Here is a 19,656-nt window from a genome sequence, read left to right on the forward strand (position 1 = left end):
CGCGCGACTCACTCGACGGGGGAGTCGGTCAGGCCTCATTTCGAGGAGGCCGCGCCTCCCAGGGGCGTGTCGCCATCGACCGAAGCGCCGTAGTCGTTCAGCGTGGTGTAGTGCACGCTGGCGCCGGCCGCCTCGAGCGCGTCGCCCGAGAGCGGGAACATGTGCGTCTCGCCCGGGCCGATCATGCCGCTGTCGTCGGCGGTGGCCTTGCGGGCGCCCGACTGCAGCGTGATGCCGATCACCGACACGTAGTACGGCGTGGGATTGCGCGCTTCCAGGGCCGGCTTGCCGTCCACCTGGGTGAGGCGCCAGGCGAGCTGCGAAGGCGCATCGGCCGACTTGCCCTTGAGGTTGTCGGGGCGATAGAACAGCTTGATGCGCGAACGGAAGGCCAGCTGGATGCGGTTCATGTCGGCCTCGGCGGCGCTCGGCTTGGGCGGCACTTCGAGCACGTCGAGCCAGAACACCGATTCGCGATCCTTCGGCAGCGGCTCGCCGGTATAGACGATGCGCAGCGTCTGCGACTTGCTCGGATCGATCCGCGAGATCGGCGGCGTGACCACGAAGGGCACCTTGGTGGTGGACGGCGCGGATTTCACGTCGCCTGCATCGACCCACGATTGCACCAGCGCGGGCGCTTGCCCCTCGTTGGACAGCTTGATCGTGACTTCCGGCTCGCTCGCGCCGTAGATCACGCGCGTGCCGCCGATCACCACCGAGGCTTCGGCGGGCGTCGTGAGCTGGCTGAACCACGCGACGCAGGCAGTGGCGATCGCGAATCTGAGTGCTTTGCGGAGCTTCATGGCATGGATCGATGCAGAAAACGTGCGAGTGGGGGAAGCGAACGGCTGGTTCGCCCCGCCCCGCTGGTTACTTCGTATGACTATGCGTCAGCTTACTGGTAGGCGATGGTGTACATCACGCTCGAGTTCGCCGCGCCGGCCGTTGCCGCGCCGGTTGCATAGTATTGCGCGTAGAACTGCAGGGTGGCCGCGCCGCCCGTGCTGACGTTCACCGGCTTCGAGTTCTGCGAGGCATCGGCCTGGCCGAGCTTGACGGCCGACTGGTCGGCGGCGTTCAGCAGTTGGATCTCGACGTTGGTGGCGCCGCCCGAAGCGAGGATCAGGTTGCCGGTGGTGGTGTCGATCGTCGGGCCTGCCTCGAAGTAGGCGTGCACGGCCTTGACGGCGTTGGTGCCGGTGGTCGGCGTGCAGGCCGTCAGGGCGATGTTGAACGGCGTGGCACCGGCGGTGGCGCCGGCGGTGGCCAGCGAGCTGGCCGACACGGTCGGCAGCGTCACGGTGAAGTTCTTCGAGCCGCTGCCATTGCCGTTGATGGTGCAGGTCTGGGCGGTCACGTTGCCGGAGAACGTGATCGTGCCGTCGGCGGCGAAGGCGACTTGCGAAGCCGTGGCGGCGCCCGCGATCAGCAGGGCGGAAATGAGCTTGGTTTGCATGGTGATTGGTCTCACAAACTATCTGGATGGATATGCGACGCCGCGACTATCTTCACATCAATATCGCCGCTCGACATCCAATGGCAACCCCGAAATAAACATCACGCGTCCGGATGTGTTTTGTTTCGGAACGGTCACCCTTGGACTGGGCGAATCCTAATAGAACCATGCAACTAATACTGTAAAGCATTGTTAAGCGCAGAATATTTAGTATGTAAATTAAACGTTTGCGGGACACCCCGACGACGCGTACAGGAACAGAAGGTTTTCACTGCCATCACTCTTCCGACGAAATTCGAAAAATCGCCGAAACACCTTGTTACACGGGCTTTCCAGGGATTTCACGCAATCCGGAATGGCAGTCCGGAAGCCACCTTCCGCCCTGCCCGCCAAGCCTCACCCGCAACCCGTCGGAATCAATCATCAAGTCCCAAAAGATAAAACAACGGATTCCTCCCGAATCGAAACCAACGACGAATATTGTCAAATGTTTTTGACAATCCGAGACTGTGTCAAATCGTCAACAACGACAAAAATAGACAGACTCGACAAATCGAGCACATGACGTTCGTCGATTTAAAATAAATCCCATCCATCCGATTCGATTATTTCAAACATCCCGATATTCAGCCTTTACCGTTATCGAAAACCAATGACAGGATTTCGATAATCACCCGGCCAATCGATAATCGGACTCGCTTTGGATAACGGTATCCGCCTTATGCGTCCTGATTGCAGTGCAGCATGCCCCGGCGCCGGAAAAGCGCGGCGCGCGACGAGCCATCGCCTATAGTGACTGGCGTCACTCGATCATCAGGAGGCGCGCATGAGTTACGAGGGAAGCTGTCATTGCGGACGCGTGGCGTTCCGCGTGCGGGGCGAGCCGGCCGGCGCGATGGCCTGCAACTGCTCGATCTGCCGGCGCAAGGGCTCGCTGCTGTGGTTCGTGCCGCGGGAAGATTTCGAATTGCTGACACCTGAGCAGGATGCCAGCAGCTACCGCTTCAATACGCACGTGATCCGGCATCGCTTCTGCCCCGCCTGCGGGATCCACCCCTATGCGGACGGCGCGGCCCCGGATGGACGCCCGATGACCGCCGTCAACCTGCGCTGCATCGAGGAGATCGACCTCGAGGCGATCCCCGTCACGCATTACGACGGGCGCGCGCACTGAAACGCCAAAGCCGGCCGGGCCGCGCAAGGCGCGGCGCCGGCCGGCTTCTTCGGTACCGCCCCGTCAGGCCGGGCTCAGTGCGAGCTCCAGCCCTTGTAGCTGCCGACGTTGTCGCGCGTGATCAGCGAGGGCTCCAGCAGGATCATCGGATTGGCCGGCTTCTTGCCGTTCATCACGCCATAACCGACCGTCACGGCCTCCTTGGCCATCGCGTAGGGGTCCTGGCTCGCCGAGGCCTGGATCAGCGAATTCGACTTCAGCGCCGCCTCGATGTCGGGCGCGCCGTCCACCGAGGTGATCACGATATTGCCGCGATTGAACTGCTTGGCCGCCAGGTCGGTGCCGATCGCCTGCGGGTCGTTGATCGCGAACACGCCGTCGAGCTTGGGAAAGCGCGTCAGGTAGCCCTGCATCGCCGCCAGGCCGCCGTCGCGCGAGCCGTTGCCGTTCTGGTCCGAGGACAGCAGCTTGATGCCGGGATTCTTCGCCAGCACGCCCTTGCAGCCGTTCACGCGGTCGATCACGGCCGACACCTGCGGCCCGTTCTCGATGATCACGTTGCCCTTGCCGCCGATCTTCTTCACCAGGTAGTCGCAGGCCAGCTCGCCCGCCTTGACGTTGTTGGTCTGCACCGTGGCATCGGCGCCGGCCGCGGCCACGTCCACCGCCACCACCGCGATACCGGCCGCCTGCGCCTTCTTCACGGCCGGCAGGATCGCCTTCGGATCGGCCGCGTTGAGCAGGATCAGGTCGACATGGGCGGCGATGAAGTTGTCGATCTGCGTGAACTGCTTGTTCAGGTCCCAGTCGGCCGAGATCGCGGTGACCTTCACGTTCGGGTTGATGGCCTTGGCCTGCGCCTCGGCGCCCTTCACCACCGTCACGAAATACGGGTTGCCGAGCGAGCCGACCGTGATGCCGATCGACTTCAGCGGCTTGTCCGCCGCCTGGGCGAGCTGGGCCGCGCCGGCGGCGAACAGCAGCGCGCAGGCCGCGCCGGTCCGCAACGAGCTCTTGAGCTTCAACATGAGGTTTGTCTCCGTGGGTCGATGAGGGAAACGGGCGCGCGGGACCCGACGTCGCGCCGCTGTCGAGGACGGGCCGGTTCCGCCCGGCCCGCATGAACAAGCTGGCAGGTGCCTCGCTTCAGGTATGCGCCGAGCTCTGCCGGTAGCGGTCGAGCGCCACCGCGCCGATGATCACCAGGCCCTTGATGATGTACTGCCAGATGTCGGACACGCCGAGCAGCACCAGGCCGTTGGACAGCACCGCGATGATCAGCGCGCCGATCAGGGTGCCGACGATGGAACCCACCCCGCCCACGAAGCTGGTGCCGCCGAGGATCACCGCCGCGATCGCGTCGAGCTCGTAGGACTGGCCGAGCTGCAGGCCGTTGGCGGCATACAGGCGCGCCGCCGACATCAGCGCGCCGAGCCCGGCCAGCAGCCCCGAGGCCCCGTACACGAACAGCTCGATGGCGCGCACGTTGATGCCCGACAGGCGCGCCGCCTCGCGATTGCCCCCCACCGAGTAGATGCGCATGCCCAGCACCGTGCGGCGCAGGATGAACCAGGCGGCGGCCACCACCACCAGCGCGATCACCACCAGCCAGGGCACGCCGAGGATCGCGCCGTTGCCGATGAAGGCGAACGGCAACTGCGGGTTGAAGATGGTCGAATCGTTGCCGAGCAGGCGCGCCACGCCGCGCACCGCGGTCAGCGCGCCGAGCGTGACGATGAAGGGCGGCAGGCGCAGGAAGGCGATCAGCGAGCCGTTGACGAGCCCGAACACGAGCCCCACCGCCAGCGCGATCGGCACGCCCAGCCAGCCCCAGCCGGCGATGTTCGAGCCCAGCAGCGAGGCCACCGCGGCGGCGGCCAGCACCGAGCCGACCGACAGGTCGATGCCGCCCGTCAGGATCACGAAGGTCATGCCGGCGGCCAGCACGATATTGATCGAGGCCTGCTGGGCCACGATCGAGATGTTCTGCCAGCTCGCGAAACCGTCGGTCAGCAAGCCGAAGCCCAGGCAGAGCAGCACCAGCACCGGCAGCATGCCGGCGGTGCGCATCAGCGACTGCATGCGGGCGCGGTAGCCCGCGTCGGCGCGCGTCTCGCGCCGGGCCGGGCCCGCGTCGGCGGCGCCGGGTTGGCTGTGATCGTTCATGTCGTCCTCCTGCTGATATCGAATAGGGATGCCCGTGAGGTGATGCGCAGGCGCTCGCGCCTCAGGCCGCCGCGTCGAGCGGCTCGCCGGAGCCGGTGGCCAGCGCGATCACGGCCTCCTGCGTGAGCGCGCTGCCGGTATGCCCGCCCAGCTCGCCGACGATCTCGCCCTCGCGCATCACCAGCACGCGATCGGCCACGCCGATCAGCTCGGGCAGCTCGCTGGAGATCACGATCACGCCCACGCCCGCCTTGGCCAGCTCGTTGATGATCCGGTAGATCTCGGACTTCGCGCCGATATCGACGCCGCGGGTGGGCTCGTCGAGGATCAGGATGCGCGGCTGCGTCTCCAGCAGGCGCGAGAGCAGCACCTTCTGCTGGTTGCCGCCCGACAGCGCCCCCACGTGGATGCGCGCGTTCGGCACGCGGATCGACAGCGAGGCGATCGCCTGCCTGGCGCGCTGCGCGCCGCGCGCGCGGTCGAGCACGCCGCCGGCGCGCGCGTCGCGCCCGCACACGGCGATGTTGATGTTGCCGAGCACGCTCATGTCGAGGAACAGGCCCTGGCGCTTGCGGTCCTCGGTCAGGTAGACCAGGCCCGCCTCGATCGCCTCGCGCGGCGTGCGCATCGCCAGCGCCCTGCCCTCGATCTCGATCGAGCCGCGCGTGCGGGCTTCGGCGCCGAAGATCAGCCGCGCCAGCTCGGTGCGCCCCGCGCCCACCAGGCCCGCGATGCCGAGCACCTCGCCGGCGTGCAGCTCGAGGCTGCAGCCGCGCACGCGCGCGCCGTCGGCGATGTCGCGCACCGACAGCAGCAGCCGGCCCGGATCGTAGGGCGCATGCGCCTTCTTGTAGAAGCCCGACATGTCGCGCCCGACCATCATCTGCACCAGCCGCTCGGCCGACAGCGCCTCGCGCTCGAGCGTGCCCACGTAGCTGCCGTCGCGCAGCACCGAGACGCGGTCGGACAGCTCGTAGATCTCGGCCATGCGATGGCTGATGTAGATGATCGCCAGCCCCTCCTCGCGCAACTGGCGGATCAGCGCGAACAGGCGGTCGGTCTCGCGCGAGGACAGCGGCGTGGTGGGCTCGTCCATCACCAGGATGCGGGCCCGCGCATGCACCGCGCGCGCGATCTCCACCAGCTGCTGGCTCGCGATCGACAGCGTGCCGACCAGGGTGCGCGGCCCGAAATCGGCGCCCAGGCGCTTGAGCACGTCCTCGCAGTCGCGCTCCATGGCGGCGCGGTCGATGGTCGGCAGCCCGAAACGTCGGCGCCGCAGCTCGCGGCCGACGTGGATGTTCTCGGCAACGCTCAGGTTCGGCGCCAGGCTCAGCTCCTGGTAGATCACCGCCACGCCGAGCGCGCGCGCGGCCAGCGGCCCGTCGATCTGCACCGGCCGGCCGTCGACCAGGATCTCGCCGCCCGGATCGGCCCGATAGGCGCCCGACAGGATCTTCATCAGCGTCGACTTGCCGGCGCCGTTCTCGCCCATCAGCGCATGCACCTCGCCGGCGCGCACGCTGACGCAAACGTTATCGAGCGCGCGCACGCCAGGGAAGGTCTTGCAGATGCCGCGCATCTCCAGGATCGGCGGCGTCGGCACGGCATCGGTCATGACATACCTCGCTTGGAACAATGAGGAAAGGAAAACGAAGCGCCTCGGCGCGGCCCGGCGCGCCGGCTCATCCGCTGCACCCGCAGGAATCGCGTATCCGCAGCGCCGGCGCGAGCCGGTGCACCGAGTAGTCGCCGCCGGGTTCGGCGATGCGCCGCATCAGCAGGTCCACCGCGCGCGTGCCGATCTCCTCGAGCGGCTGGGCCAGCACGGTCAGCCGCGGGCTCACGTACTCGGCCCAGTCGAAATCGTCGAAGCCGACCAGGGCCATGCGGCCCGGCACCGCCACGTCCGCCTCGCGCAGCGCATGCATCGCGCCGATCATCATCAGGTTGTTCGACACCGTGATCGCGCTGGGCGGCTCGGGCAGCGCCAGCAGCGCATGCACGGCGCGCCGCGCCGGCTCCTTGTCGGAATGGCCGCATCGCACCAGCTCGGCGTCGAAGGGCAGGCCCGCGCGATCGAGCGCGAGCCGGTAGCCGTCGAGCCGCTCCACCGAGGTCGGGATGTCGGGCGCGCCCGACACGAAGCCGATCCGGCGATGGCCGTGCCCGACCAGGTGCGCGACCAGGCTCGCGATCGACTCGAGGTTCTCCACGCCGATCTGGTCGAAGCGCCCGGTGGTGATGCGGTCCACCATCACCGAGGGAATCCGCGCGGTCTCCAGGTAGTCGAGCGCGCGACGCTCGGGACCGACGGTCGGCGCCAGGATGATGCCGTCCACGCGGCGCTGGTGCAGCGCCTGCACCACGCGCAGTTCCTGGCCCGGATCGTCGTGCGTGTCGGCCAGGAACATCATCAGGCCGCGCCGCGCGCACTCGGCCTCGATGGCGCGCACCGTTTCCGAGAAGTAGTGGTTGGTCAGCGCCGAGATCGCCACGCCGATGGTGCGCGAGGCCGCGCCGGCCAGCGCCTGGGCCAGCGTGTTCGGCACGTAGCCGGTCTTGCGGATCGCCTCGCGCACGGCCTCGACCGTCGCCGGGCTGACCTTGCGCGTGCCGTTCAGCACATGCGAAACCGTGGACATGGAGACATTCGCCTCGCGGGCGACATCTTCCATCGTGGCCATGCATCGTTCTCCGTGACGGCGGACGGCACCGTGCGCGGCCGTCTCCAGGCAGCGCCAGCCCGCTCCAACGCGAGCTAGTATAGAGAACGCAAGCGCTTGCGCAAGCGCTTTCGTCTAGGAAAAAACCCGCAGCCGCGGAGCATTTTCGCGCCGCGCCAAGCGATCAGCGAAAGAGAAAGAACACCGCGCGCCAAAGCCCGGCGATTAATCCGGCCAAGCCCGCGCGGCAGGAATGCCGATTGATATTGGCGCGAATGCCGAAAATCAACATCCGGCCCCGCCCTGATTTTCCGATCAAGCCCCCGCTTCTCACCCGGCAATGAAAACCATCGCGCCGCAACCAAGTCTCCATTGAGCGGGATTAACCAGCGACTCACTACCATCTCGCATCGCGGCAATAAAAACCCGCCCGATCGGATCGGGCGGGTTTCAATCGCTCGTCATGCGCGGCGAGTCGCGCCGCGCATGACGCCGACACGCCTCATGCGGCCCGTTCGTTTTCCTGCAGCAGCCACTGGACCGCGACTTCCTGGTCCTCGACGCGATGGACCGTGTCGCCCTGCACGTAGGTATAGGACGCCTTGCCGGCGCGGCCCCACACACTGTCGAGTTGGATCAGCAGCTCGGTGACGTGCGGCGCGCCCAGCAGCGGCGGAATCGCCGTGCCTTGCAGCGCATAGACCTGCTTGGCACCGCCGACGCCCAGGGAATGCACCGAGCCGTGGAAGGCCGATTGGTTGTGCAGCGGCGGGTTGGTGGCCTGGCTCAGCACGCCGTGGCCCGTCACCTGGCTGGTGCCCTGCGGCACGGTGAGGATGGCCTTGAGCAGCAGAGCGCCGGGCAGGCCCGGCTTGCCGATCGTGAAATTGCCGGTGTGATTGAAAGGATGAAGTTCTGCCATGATGGTCCCCGTAGGTGGTTGAATGGCGATTTTCGTTTTACCGCGTCATCCCCGAGTTAATCGAGGACGATGGAAAATTAGCATGCGGGTTTTCACATCACCACTGACAGATTTACGAGGTTGAATCGTTAAACTCAAAAAGTTATCGAATTCATAGGTAACGATTTGATTATCAAGATAATAGGAAGGTATTTAATCGAGGAATTAATAGAATCCGACTCGGTTAGCTTTTTCCAAAACCCATGGATTTGAATCGGAGCCAATGCAATCGGCCCGGCGCCCTCCCATCAGGGAAGCGCCGGGCCGATCGTTTCCCGCCTCTACCGGGCCGAGTTCAGGCGAACTGCCGCTCCACTCGCGCGAGACGCCCCTCGTGCCGCATCGCCGCCGCGGCCGGCCTCATCACTGCGTCCGACACCTCGAACACCGACACCGCCGCCTTCAACTGCTCGGTCTGCTGGTGCAGCGAGGAGGCCGCCGCGGCCGCCTCCTCCACCAGCGCCGCGTTCTGCTGGGTCATCTCGTCCATCTGCGTGACCGCCATGTTGACCTGCTCGATACCGGTGCTCTGCTCGCGCGAGGAAGCGCTGATCTCCTCCATGGTCTGCGCCACGCGCGAAATGGTGGTCGAGACCCTGCCCATCGCCTCGCCGGCGTTCTCGACCAGCTCGGCGCCGCCGCGGATCAGCTCCACCGATTCGTTGATCAGCGCCTTGATCTCCTTGGCCGACTGCGCGCTGCGCTGCGCCAGGCCGCGCACCTCGCCCGCCACCACCGCGAAACCGCGGCCCTGCTCGCCGGCGCGGGCCGCCTCCACCGCCGCGTTGAGCGCGAGGATATTGGTCTGGAAGGCGATGCCGTCGATCACCGAGATGATCTCGGCGATGCGGTCCGAGCTCTGCGCGATGCTGTGCATCTTGTCCACCACCTGGTTGACCACCTCGCTGCCCTGGGCGGTCGCCTCCAGCGCGCTGGCGGCCAGGCTGTTGGCCTCGCGCGCGTGCTCGGCGTTGTGGCGCACGGTGGAGGTCAGCTCCTCCATGCTCGAGGCGGTTTCCTCCAGCGAGGCGGCCTGGCTCTCGGTGCGCGCCGACAGGTCGGCGTTGCCGGTGGCGATCTCGTCGGCGCCCAGGTGGATCGCGTCGGCCGATTCGCGCACCAGCCTGACGGTGCCCGCCACGCTGGCCTGCATGTTGGCCAGGCCGGCGAACAGGTGGCCGATCTCGTTGCTGCCGCGCGCGGCGATCGGCGTATCGAGCTTGCCGGCCGCGATCCGGTCGAAGTGGCGCCCCGCTTCCTCGAGCGGCGCGACCAGCCCGCGCCGCAGCCCGAGGTGGATGGCCGCCGTGACGGCGGCCAGGAACAGCAGGATCACCACGCCCACCAGCTTGAACAGCGACAGGCGCGCGTCGATCGCGTCGAGCGAGGCGCGCCCCGAGCTGCCCGCATAGGCCTCGAAGCCGCGCACCTCCTTCAGGTAGTTGTCCTGGAAGGACTGGGTGGGCTGGTCGAGGAAGGCCTGCACGTTGCCGGCATCGAGGAACTGCGCCAGCTCGCCGAGCGCGGCGTGGTACTTGCCGTAGCGATCCACCAGCTCGGCCGCGCCGGGCGCGGCGTGCTCGCCGCGGCTGGCCTCGGCGAAACGCGCGAAGCTCTGCTCGGCCGCGCCGAGCTGCTCGCGCGCGTGCTGCACGATGTCGGTCGGCTCCACGCCGCCCTTCACCATGCGCGTGCCGGCGCGCGAGAGATTGATGCGCGCGTCCATCAACTGCTGGGTGGCATCGGTGACGGACTTCATCTGCTCGACGGCCACGTTCGACAGCTCGATGACGTTGTCGTGCGTGCGCGTGAGCGCCCAGTAACCGAGCGCGGCCGTGACGAGCTGGAACGCGCAGAACGCGACCAGGACGCACAGCAAGCCGGTTGAAACCTTGATTTTGCTGAACATGCTAATTAACGGAATGAGCGTCGGGGGATCCGACGCTGCGTAACCGCGGTTAACGGCCCGCGCGCCAGCGGCTTGAATCGTAATTCGGTTCATGGCTTCGCCTCGTCGTCTCAAAAAGGCACCAGGAACGGGCACGCCCGCCCCACAAGGGCAAACCCCAATGACATCCGATCCCGACGACGTTTACTGTATCGATACACTAAATCGATACAGTGTCGAGCGACGGGCCGCGCCGATACGGGACACCTTCAATCACGAACCAGCCTTCGCCCGCTGCGCGGCAACGGCAACCAGGAGACACCACATGCAGTCGACTTCCCGCAGACGCTTCCTCCAGACCGCCTCGGCGGCATCGCTCGCGGCCGCGAGCCTCGGCCTGCCGGCCATCGCGCGCGCCGATTCACCGGTCGCGCTGCGGCTGTCCTCGTCGATGCCGGCCAACGAGAACGCCGCGCACTACGTCTGGTACCAGCACCTGGCGGCGAACCTGAAGGCCAGCGTGGGCGACAGGATCCGCATCGACTTCTTCCCGAACAGCCAGCTCGGCAAGGAAAGCGACGTGGTGCAGCAGGTCAAGGTGGGCGCGGTGGACATGATGGTGTCGGGCTCCTCGATCTGGGCGACCGTGCTGCCCGAGCTCGGCATGCTCGACCTCGGCTACCTGTTCGACGGCTTCGACCACGTCGGCCGCGCCATGGACCGCTCGGTGGGCGCCTCGTTCGACAAGCTGCTGCAGCAGCGCGCCGGCTGCTCGGCGGTGGCCTGGGGCTACTCGTTCGGCGGGCGCAACGTGTTCACCAAGAAGCCGGTGCAGTCGCTGCAGGACTTGAAGGGCCTGAAGCTGCGCGTGCTGCCCACGCCGGCCTTCATGGACACCTTCCGGCTGATGGGCGCGGTGCCCACGCCGATCCCGATCGGCGAGCTCTACATGGCCGCGCAGACGGGCGTGGTGGACGGCTTCGAGCACGACTGCGCGACCGTGCTGGCCAGCAAGTTCGACGAGGTGGTGAAGTCCTGCTGGCAGACCCAGCACGTGTTCAGCCCGGTGGTGGCGGTGATGGGCCGCCGCGCGCTGGCCAAGATCCCCGAGGCGCTGCGCCCGGCCTTCCAGGCCGCCATGCAGGACGCCACCGCCAAGCAGCGCCAGGCCGCGATCCAGACCGCCGCCAACGCCGAGCAGCAGCTCAAGCAGCACGGCATGCGCTTCACGCCGATGTCGCCGGCCGACCGCGATGCGGTGCGCCACACCATGCAGACCCAGCTCTACGCGAGCTTCTCGAAGCAATACCCGGCCACCTCGCCGCTGTTCCAGGCCATCGCGGCCGCGCGGAGCTGAGGCCATGCGCGCCCTGTCCACCTCGCCCGATCCCTCGGCGGCCTCGCCCGAGCTCGCCGCGCCGGCCGCCGCCCGGGCCGGCACGCCGCTGGCGCGCGGCCTGGCCGCGCTGCTGCACGGCATCGAGTATTTCTGCGCGGCCGTGCTCGCGGCCGACGTGGCCGTGGTGTTCGTCTCGGTGATCTACCGCTACTTCCTGCACGACCCGGTGGACTGGGCCGAGGAGGTGGCGGGCGCGCTGATGATCGTGCTGGTGTTCTGCGGCGCGGCCAGCGTGCTGGCACGCAGCCAGCACGTCGGCGTCGACCTGTTCCGCGGCATGCTGCCCGGGCGCTGGCAAGCCACCCTGGTGCAGGCCGGCCACTGGGTGATCGCCGCGGTGGCGGGCAACCTCTGCGTGTCCTCGGTGTTCCTGCTGCTCGATTCCTTCGGCCAGCAGACGCCCAGCGGCCTGCCCGCCTGCATCAACGTCTATCCGCTGGCGGCCGGCAGCGCCTTCATGACCGTGTTCGGCCTGGCCAATGCCCTGAACGGCCCGCGCCGCGAGGTGCTGCGCTCGCTGGTGCTGTGCCTGCTGGTGGCGGGCGCCGTGTTCGGCTGGAACGCGCTCGCGCCGGCCCACGCGATCGGCCCGGGCCTGCTGATGGCGGCCGGCTTCGTGGGCGGCCTGCTGCTGGGCGTGCCGATCGGCTTCGTGCTGGCCTTCTCGGCCCTGCTCTACTTCCTCGCCGAACCCTCGCTGCCGATGCTGGTCTACGCGCAGCAGGTGATGGCGGGCACCGATCACTTCGTGCTGCTGGCGATCCCCTTCTTCGTGCTGGCCGGCCTGCTGATGGAAAGCAACGGCATGTCCTCGCGCCTGATCGAGCTGCTGCTGCGCCTGTTCGGGCGCGTGCGCGGCGGCCTGGGCCTGATCACCATCATCGCCACCGCCTTCTTCTCGGGCGTGTCGGGCTCCAAGCTGGCCGATATCGCCGCGGTGGGCGGCGTGGTGATGCCGGCGGTGCGCCAGAGCCGCGAGGATCCCGACGAGGCCGCGGCGCTGCTGGCCGCCAGCGCGGTGATGGCCGAAACCATCCCGCCCTGCGTGAACATGATCATCATGGGCTTCGTCGCCAATATCTCGATCGCGGGGCTGTTCCTGGCCGGCGTGGTGCCGGCCGCGGTGCTGGCCGTCGCGCTGGCCGCGGTGACCGTGATCGCCGGGCGCCGCATCGACCTGGCCGCGGCGCTGCCCAACCCGCGCAACTGGCTGCCGCTGCTGGGCGGCGCGCTGGTGGCCCTGCTGATGATCACCATGATCGGCAAGGGCGTGACCTCGGGCATCGCCACCTCGACGGAAGTCTCGGCCTTCGCGGTGGTGTATGCGCTGCTGGTGGGCTGGCTGGCGTTCCGCGAGCTGAACCCCCGGCTGATCCTGCGCGTGTTCGTGCGCGCCGCCTCGATGGCCAGCAGCATCCTGTTCATCGTGGCGGCGGCCTCCAGCGTGTCCTTCGCGCTGACCATCGAGCAGGTGCCGATGCTGGTGTCCGATTCGATGATCGCCTTCGCGCATCAATACGGGCCCACCATGTTCATCATTCTGTCGGTACTGCTGATGATCGTGTTCGGCGCGGTGCTGGAAGGCGCGCCGGCGCTGATCATCTTCGGCCCGCTGCTCACCCCGATCGCCATGCAGCTGGGCATCAACCCGCTGCACTTCGGCACCGTGATCGTGGTGGCGATGGGGCTGGGCCTGTTCGCGCCGCCCATCGGCCTGGGCCTGTTCGCGACCTGCGCGATCACCGGCACCGAGGTGAAGGCGGTGGCGCGCCCCATGCTCAAATATCTGGTGGTATTGTGCGCGGCTCTCGTGGTACTGATCCTGGTACCGTCGTTTTCCCTGTGGTTGCCGACCCGGCTCGGCCTGTAGCCGGTAACAAGATCCAGACATGAGCACCATTCAGGATGTCGCACGCGAGGCCGGCGTGTCCGTCAGCACGGTATCGAACGTCCTCAACGGCCGCGTCGACCAGATGCGCGAGGACACGCTGGCGCGCGTGCGGGCCGCGATGGAGGCGCTGCAGTATCGCCCCAGCAAGCTCGCGCGCCAGCTCAAGACCGGCCAGACGCCGCTGGTCGGCCTGCTGCTGCCCTCGATCGCCAACCCGATGTTCGGCTACATCGCGCGCGAGATCGAGACGCTCGCGCAGGAGCGCTACGGCCATCGCGTGCTGATCGGCAACACCTACCGCGACCCGCGCAAGGAAGCCTCGTTCTTCGAGGACCTGTTCTCGCAGGGCGTGCGCCGCGTGATCGTGCTCTCCTCGCTGGCCGACGAGGGCCACCTGGAGACCGCCGCCGCGCGCGGCATGGTGGTGGTCAGCTACGACCGCCGCGCGACCGACGGCGAACCCAGCCGCATCGACCACGTCACGCCCGACAACTTCGGCGCCGCGCGCCTGGCCACGCGCCACCTGATCGAGCACGGCCACACGCGGCTGGCCTACGCCACCCTGGCCGGCATCACCATGAGCCGCCGCGACAAGATCGACGGCTTCCTGGCCGCCGCGGCCGAGGCGGGCCTGGCCGCCAGCGCGCGCGTGCTCGACAGCGGCCACGTGGACGAATACGGCGATTCGATGATCGCGCAGAACGGCCTGGAGCTGGCGCGCCGGCTCGCGCTCGACGCCGAGCGCCCGAGCGGCATCGTGGCCGTCAACGACCTGATGGCGCTGGGCCTGATGGCCGGCCTGCGCGAGGCGGGCCTGCGCGTGCCGGAGGATATTTCCGTGGTCGGCATGGACGGCCATTTCCTCGGCGCGATCTCGAACCCGGCGCTGACCACCGTGCAACTGCCGGTGCCGGCGATGGCCGCGGCGATGGTGGAGCGCGTGATGCGCGCCCCCGACAGCCCCCGCGAACACGAGCCCACGCTCTTTACGGACATCGCGCTCGTCGAGCGCGAATCGGTCGCGCGTCCGTCCCGGACCCGGCCTTAAGGGACTCTTCACATGACCCAGGTATTCGTGAGCCATCCGCGCTCGATGCTCGACCATTACTTCGGCGCGCACGCCACGGCCGCGCTGGGCGCGATCGCCGAGGCGCGCTTCAACCCCGAGGACCGCGAGCTGAGCACCGCGGAGCTGATCGAGGCGGCGCGCGATGCCGACATCATCATCGGCTATCGCCAGACGCCGGCGCCGCGCGCGCTGTTCGAGGCGCTGCCGGCGCTGCTCGCCTTCGCGCGCTGCGCGGTCGACATCCGCACCATCGACGTGGCCGCCGCCAGCGAGCACGGCGTGCTGATCACGCAGGCCAGCGCCGGCTTCATGGCCGCCGTCAGCGAGTGGGTGATCGGCGCGATGCTGGACCTGTCGCGCTCGACCACCGACTACGCCGCCGCCTACCGCCGCGGCGAGCGCCCGGTGCCGCGCATGGGCCGCGAGCTGCGCGGCGCCACGCTCGGCGTGATCGGCTACGGACAGATCTCGCGCTATCTGTGCGAGCTGGCGCTGGCCTTCGGCATGCGCGTGGTGGTGGCCGACCCGTTCGCCACCGTCACCGACCTGCGCATGCACCAGGCCGGGCTCGAGGCCCTGCTCGGCGAGGCCGACTACGTGGTGTGCCTGGCGCCGGCCAATGCCGACACGGCGCAGTTGATGAACGCCGAGCGTTTCGCGGCGATGAAGCCCGGCGCGGTGTTCGTCAACGCGGCGCGCGGCGAGCTGGTGGACGAGGCGGCCCTGCTGGCCGCGCTCGACGGCGGCCGGCTCGGCGGCTGCGCGCTCGACGTCGGCATGGCCGCCGACCAGATGCCCTCGGCGCGGCTGGCCGCGCATCCGCTGGTGATCGCCACGCCGCACGTGGGCGGCCTCACGCCCGGCGCGATCGAGCACCAGTCGCTCGAGACCGTCGCCCAGGTCGAGGCGCTGCTGCAGGGGCGCATCCCCGCCGGCGCCGTGAATGCCGCCCATGCCACGCGCCTGGCGCGTCGCCAGCCGATCGAACTCCAGGAGCCGAACCGATGAGCCCGGTGCACGCGCTGGCAGGCGCCTGCGACTGCCATGTCCACGTCTACGACGACGCCTACCCGCTCGCCCCGAGCGCGACCTTCGTGCCGCCGCCGGCGCCCGCCACCGCCTATCGCGACATGCAGCGCGCGCTCGGCCTGTCGCGCGTGGTGGTGGTGCAGCCGACCGGTTACGGCACCGACAACCGCTGCACGCTGGCCGCGATCGAGCAGCTCGGCGACGGCGCGCGCGGCGTGGCGGTGGTGGAGCCCGGCGTGGACGACGGGGAACTGCAGCGCCTGCACGCGGGCGGCATGCGCGGGCTGCGCTTCATGATGCTGCGCGGCGGCGTGCTGGGCTGGGATGCGCTCACGCCGCTGGCCTCGCGCATCGCCGCGCTCGGCTGGCACATCAACCTGCAACTGGACGGCCGCACCCTGCCCGACTACGAGACGCTGCTCGCGCGCCTGCCCACGCGGCTGGTGATCGACCATCTCGGCAAGTTCCTCGGGCCGGTGGCCGCCGACGGCGAGGCCTTCGCGGCGCTGTGCCGGCTGCTCGACGGCGGGCGCTGCTGGATCAAGCTGTCGGCGCCCTATGAGAGCTCGCGCGAGGGGCCGCCCGCCTACCAGGACGTGGCCTGGATCGCGCGCGAGCTGGCCGCGCGTTACCCCGAACGCTGCCTGTGGGCCTCGAACTGGCCGCATCCGAACGTGAAGCCGGTGCCCGACGACGCGGCCCTGCTCGACTGGGCGATCGGCAACCTCAGCAGCAGCGCCACGCTGGCGCGGATCCTGGTGACCAATCCGGCCGAGCTGTATGGGTTCGCGGCAGGCGACGGCGCGGCCTGAAGAAACTCGGGCGGCCACCCGATCGCGGTGGCCGCCGATCGGCATCGAATTAAAAAATTTACAAGCTCGATCCGCGCCTCGCATCTTCAATACCTCGATTTTCAATACGGAACAATTTACCCAAATCGATTCCCTAATTCGATAAAAAATACTTGATCCGAAATACGAATCGAATCGGCAATCCCCCGGCGATACCACGCCCAAATCCGCAAAAATCAGGCACCGCAGGCACTTTCATCGAGCCGAATCGCTTTCAACAGCATTTCAATTACGCTTTACACCACACTGAAAACAAGCAATCTCGAATCGAACAATCAGGATCGCCATTCCATTCACAAATATGACATCGGCCTTGAATCAAGATATCGCCATCTTGAATTCGAACATAATCACAGGTCGGCAAAATGAAAGAATCGAGGGTTCTGGTGGTGCTGGCCGCGCTGCTGATGCTGGCCGGCTGCGACAAGGGAAATCCGGCCGGCGCCGCGTCCTCGCGACAGGATTTCGCGGCGCTCTCGCTGCACCCGGCCGATAACGCGGGCGGCGCCAGCCGCTTCGGCACCGCGCCCGATTCCAGCGCCCCCGGCACGGCCCCCGCCGCCGCGCCGCCCATCGCCGACACGCCGCACGACACCTCCCCGATCGACCCGCCCTCGCCGGCCATCGCGATGTCGGCCGGCGTGACCGAAACCGTCGATCCGCCGCGCGCCACCCGGGCGCTGGCGCCAATCATCGATCCCAGCCACGGCGAGTCGGCCTGGCTGGCCGCCGAGCAGTCCACCCCGGTCGTCCACTACCCGCCCGAGCCCGCGGCGGACGCCAGCAACTGACCGGCACCGAAGTCCTCAGCAGTCCTGGCAGTTCCCGGCAGTTCACCAATAGCAAGCCGCCCACAAACGTATCACCGTATCTCTCACGAGAGGCCCGACCATGTCTACCTACAATCGACGACGCTTCCTGCAGACCGCCGCCTCGACGGCCGGCGCAGCCGCTGCCCTGACGGTGTTCCCCGATGCGATCCGCAAGGCGCTCGCCATTCCGGCGGCTTCCGGCACGGGTTCGATCCAGGACGTGCAGCACATCGTGGTGCTGATGCAGGAAAACCGCTCGTTCGACCATTACTTCGGCCACCTGCGCGGCGTGCGCGGCTACAACGACCGCTTCCCGATCCCCCTGGCCAGCGGCCAGCCGGTCTGGTTCCAGCCGTCCAAGGCCAACCCGCAGACGCCGGTGCTGCCGTTCCGCTACAACGTCAACAAGATCAGCGAGTGCCTGGGCGACCTGGACCACAGCTGGTACCCGACCCACAACGCGATCAACAACGGCCGCATGGACGCCTGGCCGGCCAACAAGTCCGACCTGACGATGGGCTACCACGTGCGCGAGGACATCCCCTTCCACTACGCACTGGCCGACGCGTTCACGATCTGCGATCACTATTTCTGCTCGATGCCGGGGCCGACGCACCCGAACCGCACCTACCTGATGACCGGCATGGTGGACCCGACCGGCAAGCAGGGCGGCCCGCTGCTGGACAACAACGACGCGGTCGACAACGACCTGCCGCCGAAGTGGGACCTGCTGACCTGGACCACCTACCCGGAGCGCCTGCAGGCCGCGGGCATCTCCTGGCAGCTCTACCAGCAGGGCGTAAACGGCAACGATCCGGTGAACGGCAACTACGGCACCAACATGCTGCCGAACTTCGCCAACTTCATCAACGCGCCGGCCGGCTCCGCGCTGCAGACGCGCGGCAACGCGGTACGCACCCTGGTCGACCTCAAGAACGACGTGCTGGCCAACCAGCTGCCGCAGGTCTCCTGGCTGTGCCCGCCGGCGATCTATTCCGAGCACCCGAGCTACACGCCGGCCTACGGCGCGACCTACATCGCCCAGATCCTCGACGCGCTGACCGCGAACCCGGATGTGTGGAGCAAGACCGCCTTCTTCCTGATGTACGACGAGAACGACGGCTTCTTCGACCACATCGCCCCGCCGCAACCGCCGACCAACCGCGCCCAGGGCCTGTCGACGGTGGACGTGAGCGCCGAGATCCACAACGTGGTGAACCCGCTGCGCGGCGGCAGCTACACGGCCGACAACCTGCCCTACGGGATGGGCCCGCGCGTGCCGATGATCGTGATCTCGCCCTGGACCAAGGGCGGCTACGTCAACTCGCAGGTGTTCGACCACACCTCGGTGATCCGCTTCATCGAGCAGCGCTTCGGCGTGATGGAGCCGAACATCAGCCCGTGGCGCCGCGCCGTGTCGGGCGACCTGCTGAGCTGCTTCGACTTCAGCACGCCGGATGCCGCGTTCCCGACGCTGCCGAACACCAGCAACTACCAGGCGATGTCCGACGCGTCCTGCCAGAACCCCAAGGCGGTGGTGCCGGCGGTGCCGAGCCCCAGCTCGATCAAGGCGCAGGAAGCCGGCGTGCGCGCCGCGCGCGCCCTGCCCTACGAGCTGCACGCCAACGGTCGCGAACTCACCAAGGACAACGAATTCCAGATCAACTTCTCGAACACGGGCAAGGTGGGCGCGAGCTTCTACGTGTACTCGACCAACCGCGGCGACGGCCCGTGGCGCTACACGGTGGAGGCCGGCAAGTCGATCGCCGACACCTTCAACCTGGCCGGCACGGACGGCGTCTACAACTTCCTGGTGTATGGCCCGAACGGTTTCGTGCGCCAGTTCGTCGGCGCGATCCCGCAGGACAGGAAGACCCGGAACAAGTCAGCCAAGCCGGTGGTGGTGGTGGGCTACGACGCGGCCAACGGCAACGTCATGCTGAAGATCAGCAACAAGGGGGCCAAGGCCGTGAAGCTGTCCGTCACGGATAACGCCTACGGCGCGCAGACGCGCCACTTCTCGATCCCGTCGGAAGGTTTCGTCGAGGAAGTCTGGACGCTCAAGCACAGCCACCAGTGGTACGACCTGACCGTCTCCGACGGCGCGGCCTTCGCCTGGCGCGCCGCCGGCCACGTGGAGAACGGCAAGAGCAGCTTCAGCGATCCGGCCGCCACGCAGGTGGTGACCGAACTGCCGAGCTCGATCACTTCCTCGCCGACGGCGATCGCGATGCAGGACCTGGACCTGCCGGACAGGCTCGACGCCTGAGCGGTCGAGCCAGCCCGCCAAGCCG

The 19,656-nt window shown here is 67.8% G+C and carries 16 protein-coding genes; 8 read left to right on the top strand and 8 right to left on the bottom strand.

The window, feature by feature from the left end:
- Nucleotides 1-35 precede the first annotated feature (35 nt).
- Entirely contained in the window at nucleotides 36-803 is a 768-nt protein-coding gene (locus FB600_RS02545) for a fimbria/pilus periplasmic chaperone (protein WP_036055861.1), read from the bottom strand.
- 92 nt (nucleotides 804-895) lie between these two features.
- Nucleotides 896-1,456: a fimbrial protein gene (locus FB600_RS02550; RefSeq protein WP_036055860.1), complete on the bottom strand. Its 561-nt coding sequence runs from the start codon at nucleotides 1,454-1,456 to the stop codon at nucleotides 896-898.
- An 826-nt stretch (nucleotides 1,457-2,282) separates the two neighbouring features.
- Between FB600_RS02550 and FB600_RS02555 the strand changes: the two genes are divergently transcribed.
- Entirely contained in the window at nucleotides 2,283-2,630 is a 348-nt protein-coding gene (locus FB600_RS02555) for a GFA family protein (protein WP_046582235.1), read from the top strand.
- A gap of 74 nt (nucleotides 2,631-2,704) precedes the next feature.
- Here FB600_RS02555 and FB600_RS02560 read toward each other — a convergent pair whose 3' ends face one another.
- The 6 genes from FB600_RS02560 to FB600_RS02585 form a co-directional block, all read right to left on the bottom strand.
- Nucleotides 2,705-3,658 carry an ABC transporter substrate-binding protein gene (locus tag FB600_RS02560; protein WP_096751404.1) on the bottom strand — a complete coding sequence of 318 codons (954 nt, stop codon included), beginning with the start codon at nucleotides 3,656-3,658 and terminating at the stop codon, nucleotides 2,705-2,707.
- A gap of 118 nt (nucleotides 3,659-3,776) precedes the next feature.
- Entirely contained in the window at nucleotides 3,777-4,796 is a 1,020-nt protein-coding gene (locus FB600_RS02565; protein ID WP_105820798.1) for an ABC transporter permease subunit, read from the bottom strand.
- Nucleotides 4,797-4,857: 61 nt separating this feature from the next.
- Entirely contained in the window at nucleotides 4,858-6,414 is a 1,557-nt protein-coding gene (locus FB600_RS02570; RefSeq protein ID WP_036033741.1) for a sugar ABC transporter ATP-binding protein, read from the bottom strand.
- A 67-nt stretch (nucleotides 6,415-6,481) separates the two neighbouring features.
- Nucleotides 6,482-7,483 carry a LacI family DNA-binding transcriptional regulator gene (locus FB600_RS02575; protein WP_025097879.1) on the bottom strand — a complete coding sequence of 334 codons (1,002 nt, stop codon included), beginning with the start codon at nucleotides 7,481-7,483 and terminating at the stop codon, nucleotides 6,482-6,484.
- 481 nt (nucleotides 7,484-7,964) lie between these two features.
- Entirely contained in the window at nucleotides 7,965-8,384 is a 420-nt protein-coding gene (locus tag FB600_RS02580) for a DUF1842 domain-containing protein (protein WP_098152767.1), read from the bottom strand.
- 334 nt (nucleotides 8,385-8,718) lie between these two features.
- On the bottom strand, nucleotides 8,719-10,332 hold the full coding sequence (locus tag FB600_RS02585) for a methyl-accepting chemotaxis protein (protein ID WP_096751406.1): 1,614 nt from the start codon (nucleotides 10,330-10,332) through the stop codon (nucleotides 8,719-8,721).
- 304 nt (nucleotides 10,333-10,636) lie between these two features.
- On the opposite strand from FB600_RS02585, the gene FB600_RS02590 reads away from it, so the two are divergent.
- The 7 genes from FB600_RS02590 (at nucleotide 10,637) to FB600_RS02620 (ending at nucleotide 19,631) form a co-directional block, all read left to right on the top strand.
- The gene (locus FB600_RS02590; RefSeq protein WP_036055858.1) at nucleotides 10,637-11,668 is read left to right on the top strand and encodes a TRAP transporter substrate-binding protein; all 1,032 of its coding nucleotides are present in this window, start codon (nucleotides 10,637-10,639) and stop codon (nucleotides 11,666-11,668) included.
- Nucleotides 11,669-11,672: 4 nt separating this feature from the next.
- Nucleotides 11,673-13,580, top strand: a complete 1,908-nt coding sequence (locus tag FB600_RS02595; RefSeq protein WP_145756189.1) for a TRAP transporter large permease subunit — start codon at nucleotides 11,673-11,675, stop codon at nucleotides 13,578-13,580.
- Between the two features lie 19 nt (nucleotides 13,581-13,599).
- Nucleotides 13,600-14,649, top strand: a complete 1,050-nt coding sequence (locus FB600_RS02600) for a LacI family DNA-binding transcriptional regulator (protein WP_145756190.1) — start codon at nucleotides 13,600-13,602, stop codon at nucleotides 14,647-14,649.
- 12 nt (nucleotides 14,650-14,661) lie between these two features.
- Nucleotides 14,662-15,678: a hydroxyacid dehydrogenase gene (locus FB600_RS02605; protein ID WP_013690675.1), complete on the top strand. Its 1,017-nt coding sequence runs from the start codon at nucleotides 14,662-14,664 to the stop codon at nucleotides 15,676-15,678.
- Entirely contained in the window at nucleotides 15,675-16,511 is an 837-nt protein-coding gene (locus tag FB600_RS02610; protein WP_145756191.1) for an amidohydrolase family protein, read from the top strand. The genes FB600_RS02605 and FB600_RS02610 overlap by 4 nt, the downstream gene beginning before the upstream one ends.
- 404 nt (nucleotides 16,512-16,915) lie before the next feature.
- Nucleotides 16,916-17,341 carry a hypothetical protein gene (locus FB600_RS02615; RefSeq protein ID WP_124076673.1) on the top strand — a complete coding sequence of 142 codons (426 nt, stop codon included), beginning with the start codon at nucleotides 16,916-16,918 and terminating at the stop codon, nucleotides 17,339-17,341.
- Between the two features lie 100 nt (nucleotides 17,342-17,441).
- A complete protein-coding gene (locus FB600_RS02620) occupies nucleotides 17,442-19,631 on the top strand; it encodes a phosphocholine-specific phospholipase C (RefSeq protein WP_145756192.1) in 2,190 nt (729 codons plus the stop codon).
- The last annotated feature ends 25 nt before the right edge of the window (nucleotides 19,632-19,656 follow it).

Source organism: Burkholderia sp. SJZ089, assembly GCF_007828315.1.
Classification (GTDB): domain Bacteria; phylum Pseudomonadota; class Gammaproteobacteria; order Burkholderiales; family Burkholderiaceae; genus Burkholderia; species Burkholderia gladioli.